14 protein-coding genes, 1 tRNA gene and 1 pseudogene are annotated in these 18,482 nt (G+C 69.4%); 14 read left to right on the top strand and 2 right to left on the bottom strand.

Annotation, left to right across the window (positions count from 1 at the left end):
- Positions 1-388 (bottom strand): annotated as a pseudogene (locus ACGFNI_RS10680) (hypothetical protein); the annotation flags it as partial.
- 2,595 nt (positions 389-2,983) lie between these two features.
- Here ACGFNI_RS10680 and ACGFNI_RS10675 point away from each other — a divergent pair.
- The 6 genes from ACGFNI_RS10675 to ACGFNI_RS10650 all read left to right on the top strand — a co-directional run bounded on the left by ACGFNI_RS10675 (position 2,984) and on the right by ACGFNI_RS10650 (position 7,146).
- Positions 2,984-3,730 carry a GntR family transcriptional regulator gene (locus ACGFNI_RS10675; protein ID WP_393682490.1) on the top strand — a complete coding sequence of 249 codons (747 nt, stop codon included), beginning with the start codon at positions 2,984-2,986 and terminating at the stop codon, positions 3,728-3,730.
- Positions 3,731-3,904: 174 nt separating this feature from the next.
- The gene (locus ACGFNI_RS10670) at positions 3,905-4,300 is read left to right on the top strand and encodes a hypothetical protein (protein ID WP_393682489.1); all 396 of its coding nucleotides are present in this window, start codon (positions 3,905-3,907) and stop codon (positions 4,298-4,300) included.
- A complete protein-coding gene (locus tag ACGFNI_RS10665; protein ID WP_393682487.1) occupies positions 4,297-4,755 on the top strand; it encodes an XRE family transcriptional regulator in 459 nt (152 codons plus the stop codon). Before ACGFNI_RS10670 ends, ACGFNI_RS10665 begins: the two co-directional genes overlap by 4 nt.
- Positions 4,752-5,486, top strand: coding sequence for an HNH endonuclease (locus tag ACGFNI_RS10660; protein WP_393682486.1), 735 nt, complete (start codon positions 4,752-4,754; stop codon positions 5,484-5,486). Before ACGFNI_RS10665 ends, ACGFNI_RS10660 begins: the two co-directional genes overlap by 4 nt.
- A 20-nt stretch (positions 5,487-5,506) precedes the next feature.
- The gene (locus ACGFNI_RS10655; protein ID WP_393683019.1) at positions 5,507-5,677 is read left to right on the top strand and encodes a helix-turn-helix transcriptional regulator; all 171 of its coding nucleotides are present in this window, start codon (positions 5,507-5,509) and stop codon (positions 5,675-5,677) included.
- Between the two features lie 80 nt (positions 5,678-5,757).
- A complete protein-coding gene (locus ACGFNI_RS10650) occupies positions 5,758-7,146 on the top strand; it encodes a tyrosine-type recombinase/integrase (RefSeq protein ID WP_393682485.1) in 1,389 nt (462 codons plus the stop codon).
- Positions 7,147-7,278: 132 nt separating this feature from the next.
- Here the strand turns inward: ACGFNI_RS10650 and ACGFNI_RS10645 are convergent.
- Positions 7,279-7,350, bottom strand: a tRNA-Arg gene (locus tag ACGFNI_RS10645).
- Positions 7,351-7,590: 240 nt separating this feature from the next.
- Between ACGFNI_RS10645 and ACGFNI_RS10640 the strand changes: the two genes are divergently transcribed.
- The 8 genes from ACGFNI_RS10640 to ACGFNI_RS10605 all read left to right on the top strand — a co-directional run bounded on the left by ACGFNI_RS10640 (position 7,591) and on the right by ACGFNI_RS10605 (position 18,449).
- Positions 7,591-8,142 (top strand): response regulator, encoded by a 552-nt coding sequence (locus tag ACGFNI_RS10640; RefSeq protein WP_393682483.1) that lies wholly within the window; start codon positions 7,591-7,593, stop codon positions 8,140-8,142.
- A 153-nt stretch (positions 8,143-8,295) separates the two neighbouring features.
- The gene (gene nrtL, locus ACGFNI_RS10635) at positions 8,296-9,387 is read left to right on the top strand and encodes an ArgS-related anticodon-binding protein NrtL (protein WP_393682482.1); all 1,092 of its coding nucleotides are present in this window, start codon (positions 8,296-8,298) and stop codon (positions 9,385-9,387) included.
- A gap of 26 nt (positions 9,388-9,413) precedes the next feature.
- Positions 9,414-10,805 (top strand): diaminopimelate decarboxylase, encoded by a 1,392-nt coding sequence (gene lysA, locus ACGFNI_RS10630; protein ID WP_393682481.1) that lies wholly within the window; start codon positions 9,414-9,416, stop codon positions 10,803-10,805.
- 139 nt (positions 10,806-10,944) lie between these two features.
- Positions 10,945-12,237 (top strand): homoserine dehydrogenase, encoded by a 1,293-nt coding sequence (locus ACGFNI_RS10625; protein WP_393682479.1) that lies wholly within the window; start codon positions 10,945-10,947, stop codon positions 12,235-12,237.
- 8 nt (positions 12,238-12,245) lie between these two features.
- Positions 12,246-13,331, top strand: coding sequence for a threonine synthase (gene thrC / locus ACGFNI_RS10620; protein WP_393682478.1), 1,086 nt, complete (start codon positions 12,246-12,248; stop codon positions 13,329-13,331).
- Between the two features lie 330 nt (positions 13,332-13,661).
- Complete coding sequence (gene thrB / locus ACGFNI_RS10615; RefSeq protein ID WP_393682476.1) at positions 13,662-14,579, top strand: homoserine kinase; 918 nt, start codon at positions 13,662-13,664, stop codon at positions 14,577-14,579.
- Between the two features lie 375 nt (positions 14,580-14,954).
- Positions 14,955-16,991, top strand: coding sequence for a transcription termination factor Rho (rho, locus tag ACGFNI_RS10610; RefSeq protein ID WP_393682475.1), 2,037 nt, complete (start codon positions 14,955-14,957; stop codon positions 16,989-16,991).
- 333 nt (positions 16,992-17,324) lie between these two features.
- The gene (locus ACGFNI_RS10605; RefSeq protein WP_393682474.1) at positions 17,325-18,449 is read left to right on the top strand and encodes an LCP family protein; all 1,125 of its coding nucleotides are present in this window, start codon (positions 17,325-17,327) and stop codon (positions 18,447-18,449) included.
- Positions 18,450-18,482 lie beyond the last annotated feature (33 nt).

Below are 18,482 nucleotides of genomic sequence, written 5' to 3'. Positions count from 1 at the left end.
CCGGCTCCCGGCTCCCGGCTCCCGGCTCCCGGCTCCCGGCTCCCGGCTCCCGGCTCCCGGCTCCCGGCTCCCGGCTCCCGGCTCCCGGCTCCCGGCTGAGCGTTTTATTGTACCCCGCACCGTGGGGAGAACCAATGATCGGAGCGGCGATATTCTGGAGATCGCCACCCCGACTTGTGGTCACCGCAAGACTGAACTCGCTTTCTTCGGCCTCACTCCACGGAATGTACGGCAATTCATGAGTGGAGATGAATTCCTGGATTCCCGGCTCGAACGCGGAAGACCCGGTGCAGGTGAACAGTACCTGTATCCGCGAATCACCTTCGAAAGCACTCAGAAGATCCAGAAGCCGGGTCGCCGAGGTGGCGTTGTGGATGACGCCCAGCACGGTGCGGCGAGGTGCAACGGTCCGCCACCGGTCCGGCATCCGAGGGGCGGCAGGGTGGATGCGGCCGGATATCACACGCGCCCCACAGGCTGAGGCCACGCCGCGGACCCGCGTACCCGCCGGACGCCGCATGCACACCTTCGCGCCATTCCGCACCCCATGCCGTCCCCTTGATCCACCCACCGACGTAGACGCACCCTACGCAGCGCGAAGGACACACGGAAACCTTGCCCCCCGAGCGAGTGCGTCGACGACGCATCCGAAGCGGCCCTTTCCGGCAGGGGAACCATTCACCGCGGTACGTACAAAAGTCAGCCGAGCGACCCCGCTACGGAAAAGGTGTACAGAAAAGCTGCACGGGGGGTGCAGCGTTCGAAAGTGGCATCAATTTCTATTGCCATTTCTGGACGACCGGCCGACCCGCGGGTGGCCCCCACCGCCGCGTCGACGCTGCGCGATGGACTCCAGGGCGTCGTCCGGAAGTATCGACGACCGGACGTGACCGGACGCGTCCGGACCAGGAAGCCTCGGGGGAGTCACATCCTCACAGCGCCCAACGCAAAGACCCCGCACTCAGCAACCAGGCTGATGGCGGGGTCCTTTGGCACCTCATACAAGGTGCCCCCGGCAGGATTCGAACCTGCGCACACGGCTCCGGAGTGAATTCACTGATCAAGCCTCACGTGGCCTCTGACCTGCACCGGAAGCAGTGGACGGCATCACCGCGATGCTGACTGTGTCGGGCATGTGTCGCGCGACCCCCGAACCACCTGCCGTGACGGCCGTGACGCAGGGGTCGTGACGGCCGTGACGCCGAGCGGCTCGATCTCCGATACAGCGGGGATGACGTGCGTGTCCACCGCGTCGCACGAGGTGTTACGCCGCCCATGGACCGGCCGGGGGCGTTCCAGGGGTAGGGGGCTCGGGTACAGAGGGGTGCCTCTACCGGAGCCCGGTTCGGGCGCCCGCGCCGGCCGTTCTCGCCGGGCGGTAGGTAGCGGGGGGCCTCTACCCCGGTAGAGGGGTGGGTAGAGGGTGCTGGCCTGCAAGGTAGTGGGGGTAGAGGGGGCGGGGCGCCTTCTGCCAGATGCTCCATGCGGCCGGTTCGAGCGTGGGCTCGATCTCGCCCTCGCTGCCTCCCTCCCTTCCGTACGGAGCAGGACGGAAGGGCAATGAGGAGCGGCCTTCGGCCGCGCGCCTTTCGGGCGCCTACGGGGTGTTGGGGCGTACCTGGTGGGCGTCTGCGACTGGTGGAGGCGAGTGGTGGAGGCACCGGAATCTGATGGAGAACTCCATCAGACGGTCCACCACCCGCCTCCATCAGCCCTGATCTGGGGGAATGGCGTTCTGGTGGACCTGATGGACCTGGTGGAGGCAGCTCTCTGACGGGCCTCGTAAGCCCGGTTTGCGGCCCGGCCTTGACAGACAAGAGGAGCACCCCGGCGCCGGGCGGGCGGTGCTCCTCTTGCTGTTCGGCGCCACGCGCCGCCTGATGGTCGCGCCGCGAAGCGGCTCCTTCTTCAAGCTGTGAGGCGCACCGGACTACAAGAGAAAGCCCCCTCTTTTTTCCTAAGTAGGGGACGGCTGCGTCACCTGCGTCACCCAAGGGTGAAAAACGGTGTCTGACCTGCGGTTACAGCGGTGACGCAGGACGGCTTCGGCTGCGTCATCCTGCGTCACCTGCGTCACCTGGTGACGCATCCTGCGTCACCTGGTGACGCACGCTAAATCCTCTGCGTCACCCAAAACCGCAGGTCAGAGGCTCGGGTGACGCAGATGACGCGGTGACGCAGAAATCCGCACCTAGGACAGGCGCGGGCCCTGGGGCTCCCCGGCGCCGGGTGGGCGCCTACGGCAGTCGGCGGCACGACGGGGTAGCCGTTCCCTCTCCTGCTAGACCTAGCACCCCCCGCTGCTAGGTCTAGCACCCCCGCTAGCACCCACAACGGCCTGTGATCAGGCACCTAGCGTCTAGCGCCCGACCTGCGCCAACCCCGAAAACTCTCCGGGCTGGAGATGTCCCCTGCCCGGTCACCGCTAGGCGACGCTCTCCCGTGGGCGCCACGGACCGTGGGCGCCCACGAGTCGTCCGCCCTGAAGGGCGGTCCTTCTTCACGCTGTGAGGCGCACCGGACTAACAAGAAAAGCCCCCTCTTTTTTCCTAAGTAGGGGAGGGCTGCGTCATCTGCGTCATGCGGACGAAAAAACGGCACCTGACCTGCGGGTATGGGCATGACGCAGACGACGGTCTCTGCGTCATCCTGCGTCATCTGCGTCATGCGATGACACAGCCCATGACGCACCGATGACGCACCCCGGTGCCTCTGCGTCATACAAAACACCAGGTCAGAAGCTCGAATGACGCAGATGACGCAATGACGCAGAATCCCGCACCTCGGACAGGCGCTTGCCCAAGAAAGCCCACAGCTCGGAACCGGGCACGCGCGTCGGGGGCAGCCTCAACGCTTCTGAAGCGCGCCCCGCCCCTCGTGTGCCGCCGGAAGAAAGGACGTGAGGGGCCCCACACCCGCCTCTCGCGCGGTCGGCTGTACAGTGAGAGTGGCCTAGGCCACCGCCTCCTGAAAGGATTGTTTCATGTCTCCGAAGGTAGAGAGGCCGCTGCCTCCGTACCTGCAAATTCTGCAATCGATCCGCTCGCAGATTGCGGATGGCGCCTTTGCGGAAGGTGCTCCCATCCCCTCCGAGCGCCACATCGCCTCTGAGTGGGGCGTCTCGCGCGCAACCGCAACGAAGGTGCTCGCCGCATTGAGGTCAGAGGGTCTGGTCGAGTCGATCCAGGGCGTGGGAACGGTCGTGAGTGCTCAGCGTCCGGTCGGCAACTCGGCACAGGACCGCTTCATGACTATGCGGCGCACCGGGCGCATCTACGGCTCTGGTGAGCACGCGAAGATCACGGCTGCTGAACTTGTCAGCGCTTCGAACGACGTCGCTGAAGCCTTGGGCGTCGATCACGGGGCGCAGGTGATCAAGCGCGAGCGAGTCACCTTTCAGGGTGACGCTCCGGTCTCTGCGTCGCACTCGTACTTCGATGGTGCCCTCGCTGAAGTCGCGCCGAAGCTGCTGGAGACTGAGCGCCTCACGGAAGGGACGCCCGGCTATATCCAGTCCACGACAGGTCGTATCGCCTCTACAGGGCGAGACCAGGTGACCGCGCGAGCTGCTAGTGCTGCCGACGCAGAAAGTCTTGGGGTCGAGGAGGGTTCTCCCGTGCGGGTAAGCCGCAATTGGCTTTACGACACAGAGGGAGGCGTCATCGAGTACGGCGAGTCCGTGTCTCAGGCCGGCCGCTGGGCTTCGTACGACTACGACGTCACGCAGTAGCGCTTCTGGCGTTGACGGGGGAGGAAGGGGGCGGGACAACCCGCCCCCTTTTTTCATGCCCCGAGAGGTAGACGGTGGCCTAGGCCACCGCTAGGCTGTGCACGCCGAAACAGCAAGGAGCGGCCTCCACCACCAAGCAGATAGCCGCTCCCTGACCCTCGAAGGGGTATCTCCATGATGCCTGAAATCGTCAGCCACCCGTCCACCGCTGGTCGGATCGTCGACAACCTTGACGTGTTCGGTGAGCCTGAGCAGGGCGCACCGACTCGCGTCACGGTGCAGGTCCGCGCCTGCTTCTCGTTCGGCGAACTGCTCGCGCTGCTGGTGTTCACGCCCGCTCTGAACCTCCTGTGGGAGGAACTGGACGACGACGAAGCGGTTCAGTGGGGAGTGCAGTTCGCCGCGCTGACCGTCGACATCACGGACCTGCACTACCTGGCCGCGTACGCCACGGCCCTCTACCAGGGTGCGGAGGTGCTGGACACCCGGCGCGCGTACCCGGCCGTCGAAAGCGAGTACCTGGCGGCAGTCGGCCGTGCCGTCACCCGCGTCTTCGGGGTGGCGGCATGACTGCCGTAGTTCCTGAGCGCAGGTGGCTCCGTGAGGCTGCCGCCCCGAAGGCAGAGGTCACGTTCTCCGGGGATGCGCCGGTGCAGCCGCCCTCGCAACCGCTGCGGGCGCCGGACACCCCGCTTGGGCGTGCGCGGCTGGCCCGGGGATGGTCGCGCGAGCGGACCGTGCGGGCGCTGATGGCGCTTGCGGACCGGTGGGGCTGGCAGACCGCCACGGAAGGCTCGATGCGCGTGCAGCTCCACCGCTGGGAGCACCAGGACAGCAGGCCCAGCGAGACGTACCGGGTCCTGTTGTGCGCGGTCTTCCAGGCCACACCGCAGGCTCTGGGCTTCACCGTCAGCGCGCCGCAGGCCACGACCAAGACCGCGCTCAGTGCGCGGGTGGAGTCCTTGGAGTCGATGGTCATGCAGCTTACCGACGCGCTCTCCCGGACTCTGGGAGCTCCCGCATGAGCCAGCACGCCACGCCGCATCTCAACGCGGCTCGTCGCCGGGCGCGGAAGCGTGTCCTCGCCCGGCGGGACGGCCGCCGCTGCACCTACTGCCGGGCCCCGTTCGCCGCCGACCTGCGCAACGCGACCTTCGATCACGTCGTGCCACTCTCCCTGTTCCGCACCTGGAGCGCCGCGCACCTGGTGCTGGCCTGCCGCTCCTGCAACACGGCCAAGGGCAGCCGACTGCCCCTGTCCTTCGCCCTGCTGCTGTGCGCTCAGTCGGCCGACCGTGAACACCCGACGCGGGCTCGTGAGCAACGCGCTGGTGCGGTGTTCACGCCCGTCTGGCCGTTGCTGGCCCGCCTCGCGTACGCCCGTCAGTCGGCCGACCGGTCGGCCGACTGCGCACCGGAACGGGGCGAACGGTCTACCCCTGACCAGCCCATCCCCTTCACGTCCACCCCCGATCGACCGAAAGGCAACGCCGTGCCCAACTCGAAGGAGCCGACTACCCCGGTGTGCCGGGGGTGCGGTGACGAAGCAGTCAACCGACCGCCGAAGGCATGGCGGTCGGTGGACTACCCGCGTCCCGACTGGTCTCACGCCGACGGAACTCCCCTATGCCCGATCCCCGACCCCAACCGACCGGACTGGTGGGGCCCGTACGGGACCAAGCCCGTGTGGCGCCCTTCCGCACCCGACCGGTCGGGTCGCCTCAAGCCGTCTACCGAGGAAGGGGCGGCGGCATGAGCGCCACGACTCAGGAGCAGATGCTGACCATCTCGCAGGTCCTCTCCGAACTCGGCGTACCGCAGTCGACGTTCTACCGGTGGCGTCAGTTGGGCAAAGGGCCGCGCTCGATCAAGCTGCCGAACGGTGCTGTGCGCATCCGCCGGTCGGAGTTCGACCGGTGGCTGTCAGAGCTGGAGGAGTGCGCGTGACCGGCACGACCGACACCCCGGACCGGCGCCCGCGAGGGTCCGCCCGTCCGGGGTACTCCCTGGACGTCAAGCTGTGGAAGGTGACCAAGACCGGCCGTAAGTCCCGCCCGTACAGGCTTCGTTGGGTCGTTGGTGGTCGCGTCCACGGCGACACGTACTCGGCCTCCGGCCTTGCCGAAAGTCGCCGGTCTGAACTCTGGCAGGCCATGAAGCGCGGGGACGCCTTCCACGTTGAGACCGGCCTCCCCGAGTCCGAGGTACGCGCGGCCGATGAAGCCGCGGTGGCCATGGCGCCGGTCCGGTGGTTCGACTTCTGCCGGGACTACGTAGCCGTACGGTGGCAGACCAGCGCCGCCAAGTCGCGGGAGAGCATGGCAGACAGCCTTGCTGCCGTCGCCCTTGCCATGGTCGAGCGTGGCGACGGCGTACCGCCGGACGAGGATCTGCGGCTTGCCCTGCGGTGGGCGGTCGTGCCCGCGAACCAGGGCGCGGAAGCGCCGGCCGAACTCAAGGCTGCGTACGACTGGTTGAGCACGGCGGACCGGCCCGTGACGGACCTCCTGAAGCCGGAGGTCTTCCGAGACGTGCAGTATCGGCTGAGCTTCCGCCTGGACGGAGTGCCTGCCAAGGGCGACACGTTCCGGCGGCGCCGCCGGGCCCTCAATACCGCGCTGGAGTACGCGGTTGGCGCGCAGATCCTCACCGAGAACCCACTGCAGAGCGCCAGCATGAAGCGGCTTGGATCCAACGACCGCGTTGACCCTCGCGTCCTCGTGAACCCCGTACAGGGGCGTCAACTCCTGGCTGCTGTCTCGTACATCGGGTCGTGGCACCGCAAGCGGGGGCGCCGCCTGGTGGCGTTCTACGCGGTGATGTACTACGCGGCGCTGAGGCCCGCTGAGGCGGTCGGACTCCGGCTGTCCGACTGCGACCTGCCCGAGCGCCCGCCGGGCGGCTCTGCGGCGCCCTGGGGCACCCTGACGCTTCAGGAGACGCGGCCGGTGTCCGGGAAGCAGTGGACGGACTCAGGGGAGCGTCACGACCGGCGCGGCCTCAAGGCCCGTGAGGCCGCCGAGGATCGGCCGGTCCCCATTCCGCCCGTGCTGGTGTCGATCCTGCGGGAGCACATCCGGCTGCACGGCACGGCCAAGGACGGCCGCCTGTTCAGCAACGAGCGTGGGGACGTGGTGGGCAGCTCCTCGTACTGGCGCGTCTGGGAGGAAGCGCGAGAGATTGCCCTTCCTCCGGAGCGCGTTGACTCCCCGCTGGCGGGTCGGCCGTACGACCTGCGGCACGCGTGCATCACACGGTGGTTGAACGCGGGGGTGCCGATCGCGGAAGTGGCCCGGCGGGTGGGGAACTCCCCGGAGGTCATCCACCGCCGGTACCACGGGTGCATCGACGGTCATGAGCAAGCCGCCAACGAGAAGATCGCAAAGGCTCTGTCGGAGGACGGCGACACCGCCTGAAAGTGTGTCGCGCATGTGTCGCGAACAGTGAGAGGCAACGAGAAAGAGCGGGAGTCAGTGAGACTGACTCCCGCTCTTTCATGTCGGCATCTGCCCTGGTCAGCGACGTGTTTTCGCTGTTGCCTAGGCAAGTGCCCCCGGCAGGATTCGAACCTGCGCACACGGCTCCGGAGGCCGTTGCTCTATCCCCTGAGCTACGGGGGCGTTTCGCCGTGTTTCTCGGCGACGGGTAGAACACTACCAGCTCTGATGGGGTGTTCATGAACGGGGTTTCGCGGGGGCGGGGGAGGCGGGGCGGCGGTCCTTAGCGCATGTCGGGGAGGTGGCGGCGGTGGTCGGGGAAAGGTCCCCCGCACGGGGGCGGAAGTGGGGAAAACCGGGACGCAGTCGCAGGTGGCCACCTAGTCTCATGGTGTGCCTGGCTTGTCCGGTCGGATCCTTGTTGTGGACGACAGCAAGGTGATCCGGCAGTTGATCAGGGTCAATCTCGAGCTGGAGGGCTTCGAGGTCGTGACCGCGGCTGATGGTGCCGAGTGTTTGGATGTCGTGCACCACGTGAGACCTGATGTCGTGACCCTTGACGTCGTGATGCCGCGGCTCAACGGTCTGCACACCGCGGCCCGGCTCCGGTCCGATCCGCGGACGTGGGACATCCCCATCGCGATAGTCAGCGCCTGCACCCAGGGCGAGGTGGACAGCGGTGAGTCGATGGGGGTGGACGCCTTCCTGACGAAGCCGTTCGAGCCGACGGAGCTGGTGCGGACGGTGGGCCGGCTGGTCCAGGAGGGGCGGCGGGCGGAGCCCGGTGGCGGTGTCCAGGGGCGGGTCGCGGCAGAGCGGGCCGAGTTGGTGCGGCGGCAGCAGGGGACGGCCGAGCGCGATGGTCATGCGGACCGTGGTGAGTCCCGTGACCAGCAGGAACATCGTGATCGTCAGGATCGGCACGGTCGCCGGGGGCAGCACGGTCAGGCCGGTTGCCACGATCATGCGGAGTGACCGGATCGGGCCGGACGGCAGCGGCTCGGGGGCGTAGCGGAAGGTCCAGGGGCGGGTGTGCGGCCGTCGGCCCGGGGTGAGTTGCGGGGCTGAAGTGTCCAGTGGGCGAAACCTGGTCGCGTGACTGCCCCACTCCTCCCATACGCTTGTCCTGTGACCCCTGCTGAGCTCTCCCGTACCGTCCTGCGCTCCGTGCGTGGTGCCGTGGATGAGCAGGAGCTTTCCGTGCCGGTGCCGGCACGGGTCGTGGTGCGGCGACCGCCGCGGCCCGGCTGTGGGGACTACGCGTCCAATGTGGCGCTCCAGCTCGCCCAGGCCGCGGGGCGGCCCGCTCGTGAGGTCGCCGAGGTGCTGCAAAAGCGGCTGGCCGGGTGTGCCGGGATCGCCCGGGTGGAGATCGCCGGTCCTGGGTTCTTGAATTTCACGCTGGACGAGGGCGCGCAGACGGCGCTGGTGCGCGGCATTCTGGCGCAGGGCGCACGGTACGGCACGGGCTCCGACAGCCCGGTGCGGACCGCCGGCGGCCCGGCGAGGCTGCCGGACGGCGCCCGGGGCGTGGTCGTGGGCGAGGCGCTGGAGCGGATCGACGCGGCGGCCGGTGGGCTCCGCGTCCCGTCTCCCGGGGACGGCGCACCGGCCTCCGGCCCCGCGCGGGCCGCACTCGTACGGCTGGTGGCGCGGCTCGGTGCCGACGAGGTGCGGTGGGCGCTGCTGCGTCCCGCGGCGCACGATCCGGTGCGGTTGCCCGCGCGGCCCGAGCAGCGGGAGAGCAATCCCCGGTTCCGGGTGCAGTACGCGCACGCGAGGGCCCTGGCGGTGGTGCGCAACGCGCGGGAGCTGGGATTCGCGGGTGAGCCCGGGGACGAGCCGGGTGCGGGGGAAGGAGCGGAGGGCGAGGCCGGAGCCGCAAGGCCCGTTACCGCCGTCGCGTCCCCCGCCGTCGCGAGCGCGCCGCCCGCCCATGGCCCCCGGCCCGCGCGCCCCACGCTGAACGCGTTGCTCGCCGGATTTCCCGACGTGGTGGAAGCCGCCGCGCGGCACCGGGCGCCGGACCGGCTGGTGCGGCATCTGGAGGCGGTGGCCGACGCGTTCTTCCGGTGGCACGACGGGTGTCAGCCGTTGCCGGTCGGCGAGGAGAAACCCTCGGCCGTTCACCGCGCCCGGGTGGCCGTCGCCGAAGCCACGGGAACGGTGCTCGCCAACGGCCTGCGCCTGCTCGGCATCTCCGCGCCCGAACACCTCTGAACGAACTTGAGGGGATCTTCACCGTTATGAGCCGTTCCGCCCACCCCGCCGGGCCCCGCCATGCCGATGTGCTGCCCGAGGGCCACTACGCAGGGCCGCCCGCCGACCTCAACACCCTTGATCCGCGCGTCTGGTCCCGTACCGTCCGGCGCAACGCCGATGGCGTGGTGACCGTCGGCGGGATCGACGTCAACGCGCTCGCCGACGAGTTCGGGACGCCCGCCTTCTTCCTGGACGAGGACGACTTCCGGGCGCGCTGCCGGGCCTGGAAGGACGCGTTCGGGGCGGGCGCCGACGTGTTCTACGCGGGCAAGGCGTTCCTGTCGCGCGCCGTGGTGCGGTGGCTGAACGAAGAGGGGCTGCACCTCGACGTGTGTTCGGAGGGTGAGCTGGCGACCGCGCTGGCCGCCGGGATGCCCGCCGAGCGGATCGCGCTGCACGGCAACAACAAGAGCACGCGGGAGATCACCCGCGCCGTCGAGGCCGGTGTGGGACGGATCGTGCTCGACTCGTTCCAGGAGATCGTGCGGGTCGCGCACATCGCCGAGCGGCTGGGCAAGCGGCAGCGGGTGCAGATCCGGGTCACGGTCGGCGTCGAGGCGCACACGCACGAGTTCATCGCCACCGCGCACGAGGACCAGAAGTTCGGCATCGCGCTCGCCGACGGGCAGGCCGCGGAGGCCGTGCGGCGGGCGCTGAAGCTGGACGGTCTCGAACTCATCGGGATCCACAGCCACATCGGGTCGCAGATCTTCGACATGGCGGGCTTCGAGGTGTCGGCCCGCCGGGTCGTGCAACTGCTGACCCAGGTGCGCGACGAGCATGGCGTGGAGCTGCCGGAGATCGACCTCGGCGGCGGACTCGGCATCGCGTACACCTCGGACGACGACCCGCGCGAGCCGCACGAGATCGCCAGGGCGCTGGGCGAGATCGTCACCAAGGAGTGCGCGGCGGCCGGGCTGAGCGTGCCGCGGCTCTCGGTGGAACCGGGGCGCGCGATCGTCGGGCCCACCGCGTTCACGCTGTACGAGGTGGGCACGGTCAAGGAGCTGGAAGGGCTGCGGACGTATGTGTCCGTGGACGGCGGGATGTCGGACAACATCCGCACCGCCCTCTACGACGCGGAGTACACCGTGGCGCTGGTGTCGCGGACGTCGGATGCCGCGCCGATGCTGTCGCGGGTGGTCGGCAAGCACTGCGAGAGCGGGGACATCGTGGTGCGGGACGCGTTCCTGCCGGCCGACGTGGCGCCCGGTGACCTGCTCGCGGTGCCGGCGACCGGCGCGTACTGCCGCTCGATGGCCAGCAATTACAACCATGCGCTGCGCCCGCCGGTGGTGGCCGTCAAGAATGGTGAGGGTCGGGTCATCGTCCGCCGGGAGACGGAAGAGGATCTCCTGCGGTTGGATGTCGGATAGGGAAGCTCGTTCGCGCGTCCGGCGCGGATGACGTAAATGTCTCGGCATCCGGACGAGGCACGGAAAGTGCCGTCCGGTGCGTGAGACTGGTGGATCAACAAGCAGGAAAACGGCTGAATCGATGAAAAGCAGAGGTCGAATGATGCGTACGCGTCCGCTGAAGGTGGCGCTCCTGGGCTGTGGTGTTGTCGGCTCAGAGGTGGCGCGCATCATGACGACGCACGCCGACGACCTCACGGCCCGCATCGGTGCACCCGTGGAGCTCGCCGGGATCGCCGTCCGCCGCCCCGACAGGGTGCGCGACGGCATCCCGGCCGAGCTGGTCACCACCGACGCGACGGCGCTGGTCAAACGCGGCGACATCGACGTGGTGATCGAGGTGATCGGCGGCATCGAGCCGGCCCGCACGCTCATCACCACCGCGTTCGAGCACGGCGCGAGCGTCGTCTCCGCGAACAAGGCGCTGGTCGCCGCGGACGGCGCCGCGCTGCACGCCGCCGCGCAGCGGCACGGTGCCGACCTGTACTACGAAGCCGCGGTGGCCGGCGCGATCCCGCTGGTGCGTCCGCTGCGCGAGTCGCTGGCCGGTGACAAGGTCAACCGCGTCCTCGGCATCGTCAACGGCACCACGAACTTCATCCTCGACAAGATGGACTCCAGCGGCGCCGGGTACAGCGAGGCGCTGGACGAGGCCACCGCGCTCGGCTACGCGGAGGCCGACCCGACCGCCGACGTCGAGGGCTTCGACGCCGCGGCCAAGGCCGCGATCCTGGCGGGCATCGCCTTCCACACCCGCGTGACCATCGACGATGTGCACCGCGAGGGCCTCACCGAGGTCACCGCCGCCGACATCGCCTCCGCGAAGCGGATGGGCTGCACGGTCAAGCTGCTCGCGATCTGCGAGCGTGCCGCGGACGGCGCGTCCGTCACCGCGCGCGTGCACCCCGCGATGATCCCGCTCAGCCACCCGCTGGCCTCCGTCCGCGAGGCGTACAACGCGGTGTTCGTGGAGTCCGACGCGGCCGGCCAGCTGATGTTCTACGGGCCGGGCGCCGGCGGCTCGCCGACCGCGTCCGCGGTGCTCGGCGACCTCGTCGCGGTCTGCCGCAACAAGCTCGCCGGCGCCACCGGGCCCGGGGAGTCGGCGTACACGCGGCTGCCGGTCAGCCCCATGGGCGACGTCGTCACGCGGTACCACATCAGTCTCGACGTTGCCGACAAGTCCGGCGTCCTCGCGCAGGTCGCCACGGTCTTCGCCGAGCACGGCGTATCGATCGATACGGTCCGTCAGCAGGGCAAGGACGGCGAGGCATCCCTCGTCGTCGTCACCCACCGAGCGGCCGACGCTGCCCTGTCGTCGACCGTCGGGGCACTGCGCGAGCTGGACACCGTCCGCGGTGTCGCCAGCATCATGCGGGTCGAAGGGGAGTAAAGGAACCCATGTCTGCCAATTCCACTGTGTCCACGGCTAGCCGCCAGTGGCGCGGAATCATCGAGGAATACCGTGACCGGCTGCCGGTCAGCGACACGACCGAGGTGGTCACCCTCCGGGAGGGCGGCACACCCCTCGTACCGGCCCAGGTGCTGTCCGAGCGCACCGGCTGCGAGGTGCACCTCAAGGTCGAGGGTGCCAACCCCACCGGGTCCTTCAAGGACCGCGGCATGACGATGGCGATCACCCGGGCGAAGGAGGAGGGTGCCAAGGCCGTCATCTGCGCGTCCACCGGCAACACCTCCGCGTCGGCCGCCGCGTACGCGGTGCGGGCCGGCATGGTCTGCGCGGTGCTCGTCCCGCAGGGCAAGATCGCCCTCGGCAAGATGGGGCAGGCGCTGGTCCACGGCGCCAAGATCCTCCAGATCGACGGAAATTTCGACGACTGCCTGACCCTCGCACGGCGACTTTCGGACAACTACCCGGTCGCACTTGTGAACTCCGTCAACCCGGTGCGCATCGAGGGCCAGAAGACCGCGGCCTTCGAAATCGTCGACATGCTCGACGACGCGCCCGACATTCACGTGCTGCCCGTCGGCAACGCCGGCAACATCACCGCGTACTGGAAGGGCTACCAGGAGTACGCGGCGGACGGCATCTCCTCGCGCACGCCGCGGATGTGGGGCTTCCAGGCGTCCGGCAGCGCACCGATCGTGCGCGGCGAGGTCGTCAAGGACCCGCACACCATCGCCACCGCGATCCGCATCGGCAACCCCGCTTCGTGGGCCTTCGCCGAGCAGGCGAGGGACGAGTCCGGCGGCTTCATCGACGAGGTGACCGACCGTCAGATCCTGGCGGCCTACCGCCTGTTGGCCTCGCAGGAGGGTGTCTTCGTGGAGCCCGCTTCGGCCGCTTCGGTCGCCGGGCTGCTCAAGGCGGCCGAGGAGGGCAAGGTCGACCCGGGCCAGCGCATCGTCTGCACGGTGACCGGCAACGGCCTCAAGGACCCGGACTGGGCGGTGGCCGGAGCGCCGCAGCCGGTCACGATCCCGATCGACGCGGACGCCGCGGCCGAGCGCCTCGGTCTCGCGTAGTTTCGGGGCCCGGGCTCCCGTACGTCCCGCCGTACGGCGGGGGCATCCGGCCGTCCGTGCCGGACAACCCGCCGTACAGCAAATTGCGCAAAGGCTGCAAAGACGCCTCGGGGCACAGAAAGGCGTGCGACACGCATCGTGCGCCTCCTGTGCGCCCTATGTCGCCACAGAACCTTCCTTCGATAGGCTGGCAGCCAACTCCCCTCCCCACGGCATAACGCAGTGGTGTTCAGGGCAGGTCAGAACAGACCCCACGAGCCGACCGGGCACTCCGGTGCCGCGGTGCCGTGGGGCAGTACCGCAGCATCAATCAAGGAGAGTCATCGAGCGATGGCCGGTCCCGCGTTCCGTGCCGCCGCCGTCCGGGTGCGCACCCCCGCTACCAGCGCCAATCTCGGTCCTGGCTTCGACGCACTAGGTCTGTCCCTGGGGCTCTACGACGATGTCGTGGTGCGGGTGGCCGATTCCGGTCTGCACGTCGACATCGCAGGTGAGGGCGCCGACACCCTCCCGCGCGACGAGAGTCATCTGCTCGTGCGCTCCCTGCGCACCGCCTTCGACCTGCTCGGCGGACAGCCGCGCGGTCTGGAAATCGTCTGCGCCAACCGCATTCCGCACGGCCGTGGTCTGGGCTCATCGTCCGCCGCCATCTGCGCCGGAATCGTCGCCGCCCGCGCCGTGACCATAGGCGGCGAGCAGAAGCTCGACGACGACGCGCTGCTGGAGCTGGCCACCGAGATCGAGGGCCACCCCGACAACGTCGCCGCCTGCCTGCTCGGCGGGTTCACCCTCGCCTGGACGGACACCGGTGCCGCTCGGGCGATCCGGATGGATCCCGCCGCGTCCATCGTTCCGGTGGTCTTCGTGCCCGGGAAACCGGTGCTCACCGAAACCGCACGCGGACTGCTGCCGCGCACCGTCCCGCACGTGGACGCCGCGGCCAACGCCGGTCGCGCCGCACTGCTCGTCGAGGCGCTGACCAGGCGCCCGGAGCTGCTGCTCGCCGCGACCGAGGACCGACTTCACCAGGAATACCGCGCCCCCGCGATGCCGGAGAGCGTGGCACTGGTGAACCGACTGCGTGCGGACGGCGTCCCCGCAGTCATCTCCGGCGCGGGCCCGACGGTGCTCGCGCTGGTCGAGGACGCGGCGGCCGACAAGGTCGCGGCGCTGGCGGGTGAGGGGTGGGCGGCCAACCGGCTGGCCCTCGATGCGGCGGGCGCGAGTGTCCTGCCGCTCGCCGGGTGATCGACGCGGGTGATCGGCGATTACCGGTCTTGGGAAGGGGGAATGTTTGTTGGATCCGGTAGTGTTAACCTCAAGTCAGTACTCGACGCCTGAGTGGCGCGGTGCTTCGTGTCCCCCATCGGGACCACTTTCTTCCGGGAGCCTCCCAAACTGCTTGGAGCAATGGCCTGAGCAGAAGTGAGCACGCTCCGGAATCGGCGTGACGGGCATGAGTCACACAGCATCCTTTGCGCCGGAACCAATGAACTGATCTTTCCGCCGTATCCGGCGGGACCACCGCCCCGGCCCGGTCCACGCAGCACAGGACCACAGCCGGACAGCACAACCGGTCGCCGAGCCAGACAGGCCGACGCCCGCTCCAGGGAAGGACCCTTCGTGAGCGACACCACCGATCTGATGGGCGTGCGCACCGATGGCAGTGCCACCGCGCCCGCCACGGACGCTCCCGCCGCGCCTGCCACCGGTGCTGCCGGTACCTCGCGGCGTCGCCGTTCCGGTACCGGCCTCGACGGCATGGTCCTGGCAGAGCTGCAGCAGGTCGCCTCCGGCCTCGGCATCAAGGGCACCGCGCGGATGCGCAAGAGCCAGCTGATCGAGGTCATCAAGGAGAAGCAGGCCGGCGGCTCCGCGGCCAAGGCCGACGCGCCCGCCGAGACCAAGCCCAAGCGCCGTACGACCTCCAAGGCCCGTACCGGTGAGGACGGCGCCGAGAAGGCCGCCGACAAGGCGGGCAAGGCCGAGAAGGCCGCCGACAGCAAGGCTGCCCAGCAGCAGATCGACATCCCCGGCCAGCCCGTCAGCGACGAGCAGCCGGCCGGCGAGCGCCGCCGGCGCCGCGCCACCGCCGCTGCGGGCAGCCCCGACGCGGCCTCCGGCGACGTCAAGACCGAGACCAAGGTCAAGGCCGAGACGAAGACCGAGACGCAGCCCGCCAAGGGCGAGTCGACGGCCACGCAGCAGGACGGCGAGGGCCGGGCGAACAAGGGCGGCGACCGCCAGGACCGCGGGGACCGTCAGGACCGCGGCCAGAAGGGCGGCGACCGCCGCGAGCGCGGCCAGCGCGACCGCCGCAACAAGAACGACGGCGGCGGTGACGGCGGCGGCCAGCAGGGCGAGCGCCGTCAGCAGCGCGACAACCGCAGGCCCGACGACGACGGTGACGACTTCGAGGGCGGCCGTCGCGGTCGCCGGGGCCGCTACCGCGACCGCCGGGGCCGCCGCGGTGGCCGCGAGGACTTCGGCAACGAGCCGCAGGTCTCCGACGACGACGTCCTGATCCCCGTCGCGGGCATCCTCGACATCCTCGACAACTACGCGTTCATCCGGACCTCCGGCTACCTGCCGGGCCCGAACGACGTGTACGTCTCGCTGGCCCAGGTCCGCAAGAACGGTCTGCGCAAGGGTGACCACGTCACCGGCGCGGTCCGCCAGCCGCGCGACGGCGAGCGGCGCGAGAAGTTCAACGCGCTGGTCCGCCTCGACACCGTCAACAGCGTGGCGCCCGAACAGGGCCGCCAGCGCGCCGAGTTCGGGAAGCTGACGCCCCTCTACCCGCAGGAGCGGCTGCGCCTGGAAGGTGAGTCGGGCGGCCTGACGACCCGGATCATCGACCTGGTGACGCCGATCGGCAAGGGCCAGCGTGGCCTGATCGTGGCCCCGCCGAAGACCGGCAAGACCATGATCATGCAGGCGATTGCCAACTCGATCACCCGCAACAACCCCGAGTGCCACCTGATGGTCGTCCTCGTCGACGAGCGGCCCGAAGAAGTCACCGACATGCAGCGGTCGGTCAAGGGCGAGGTCATCTCCTCGACCTTCGACCGCCCGGCCGAGGACCACACCACCGTCGCCGAGCTGGCCATCGAGCGCGCCAAGCGTCTCGTCGAGCTGGGTCACGACGTGGTCGTCCTGCTGGACTCCATCACCCGCCTGGGCCGCGCGTACAACCTCGCGGCGCCCGCCTCCGGACGCATCCTGTCCGGTGGTGTCGACTCGACCGCGCTGTACCCGCCGAAGCGCTTCTTCGGTGCCGCGCGCAACATCGAGGACGGCGGTTCGCTGACCATCCTGGCCACCGCGCTGGTCGAGACCGGCTCGCGGATGGACGAGGTGATCTTCGAGGAGTTCAAGGGCACCGGCAACCTCGAGCTGAAGCTCGACCGCAAGCTCTCCGACAAGCGCATCTTCCCGGCGGTGGACGTCGACGCGTCCAGCACCCGTAAGGAAGAGATCCTGATGGGCAGCGAGGAGCTGTCCGTCGTCTGGAAGCTGCGTCGGGTGCTGCACGCGCTGGACCAGCAGCAGGCCATCGAGCTGCTGCTGGACAAGATGAAGCAGACGAAGTCCAACGCGGAGTTCCTGCTCCAGATCCAGAAGACGACGCCGGGCATGGGCGGCAACGGCAACGACTGACGCCCCTGGCCGCAGCGCCGACACCGAAGCCCTTCTCGCCCTGCCGGGTGAGGAGGGCTTCGTGCTGCCCTGGCGGGCGCGGGGCTGAGACCTTCCGCACAGGAACCGGCCGCCGGCGCCGCCGGCCGCGTGGGTCGACGGCGGCCCGAAACCCCAGGTGAGAGACGTCGGATCGCAGGCACACCCGGGACATCCGCGCAGCGCTTTCTAAGAAAGGGCTCATACGTTGCTGTGCAACCCTTCCGGTCGTCCCCCCGTCTCACAGGGCGCAACGCAGCGTGCCTGCGCGGTGATGACGAGGGGTTTGCCGAGCGAACGAGGACTGAGGAGCAGATGGCGGACAGCAAGGGGACCGTGAAGACGGCCGAAAGCCGCGCCCGCCGGATACGTGCCACGGGCCGTCGGCGCAAGGCCCCGACCCGGCGCCGCCGCGCGCTGACCCTCACCCTGTCCGCCCTGGTCAGCTGCGCCCTGCTCGGCGGCGCCGGTCTCGGCTTCGTCTACTTCAAGCTCAACGGCAACCTGAAGGGCGTCGACATCAACGCCGCCCTCGGCAAGGACCGGCCGCAGAACGTCGACAACGGCTCGATGGACATCCTGGTCCTGGGCTCGGACTCGCGGGCCGGCAAGAACGGGCAGTACGGCACCGACGAGGGCGGCGCCCGCTCCGACACCGCGATGGTCATGCACGTCTACAAGGGCCACAAGAAGGCCAGCGTCGTCAGCATCCCGCGCGACACCCTCATCAAGCGCCCCGACTGCACCAAGGACGGCAAGGACGTCCCCGGCGCGCAGCGGGTGATGTTCAATACCGCGTACGAGGTCGGCGGCCCCGCCTGCGCCGTCAAGACCGTCGAATCGCTCAGCGGCATCCGGATGGACCACTTCGTCGAGGTGGACTTCACCGGCTTCAAGAAGCTCATCGACGCGCTCGGCGGGGTGGACATCACCACCAGCAAGCCGATCGACGACGACAGCAGCCACCTGCATCTGCCGGCCGGCAAGCACACCCTCAGCGGCGAGCAGTCGCTCGGCCTCGTCCGCACCCGGCACGGTGTGCCCGGCGGCGACGGCAGCGACCTGGGCCGCATCCAGCTCCAGCAGACCTTCATCAAGGCCCTGATGGATCAGGTCGAGCACGTCGGCGTGCTCACCAACCCGAGCAAGCTCTACGACATCGCGGACACCGCGACCAAGGCCGTCACCACCGACACCGACCTCAACTCGGTCGGCGAACTCACCGGCCTGGCCAAGAGCTTGGGCGGCATCGGCTCAGAGCACATCGACATGGTGACGCTGCCCGTGACGTACGACAAGCTCGACCCCGCGCGGGTGCTCCCGCTGCCCCGGCAGACCCAGCAGGTCTGGGACGCGCTGCACCGGGACCGGCCCATCCCGAAGTCCGCGATCAAGGACTCGGCCGGCGACAAGGGCGGCACCAGCTCGTACGTGAAGTAGCGGGCGCCTACCAGCTGTAGCAGGCCGCCCACC

It is taken from the genome of Streptomyces sp. NPDC048644, from assembly GCF_043199105.1.
Classification (GTDB): domain Bacteria; phylum Actinomycetota; class Actinomycetes; order Streptomycetales; family Streptomycetaceae; genus Streptomyces.
The sequence above is the reverse complement of the archived record's forward strand: the minus strand, read 5'-3'. Positions and strand labels throughout refer to the sequence as shown.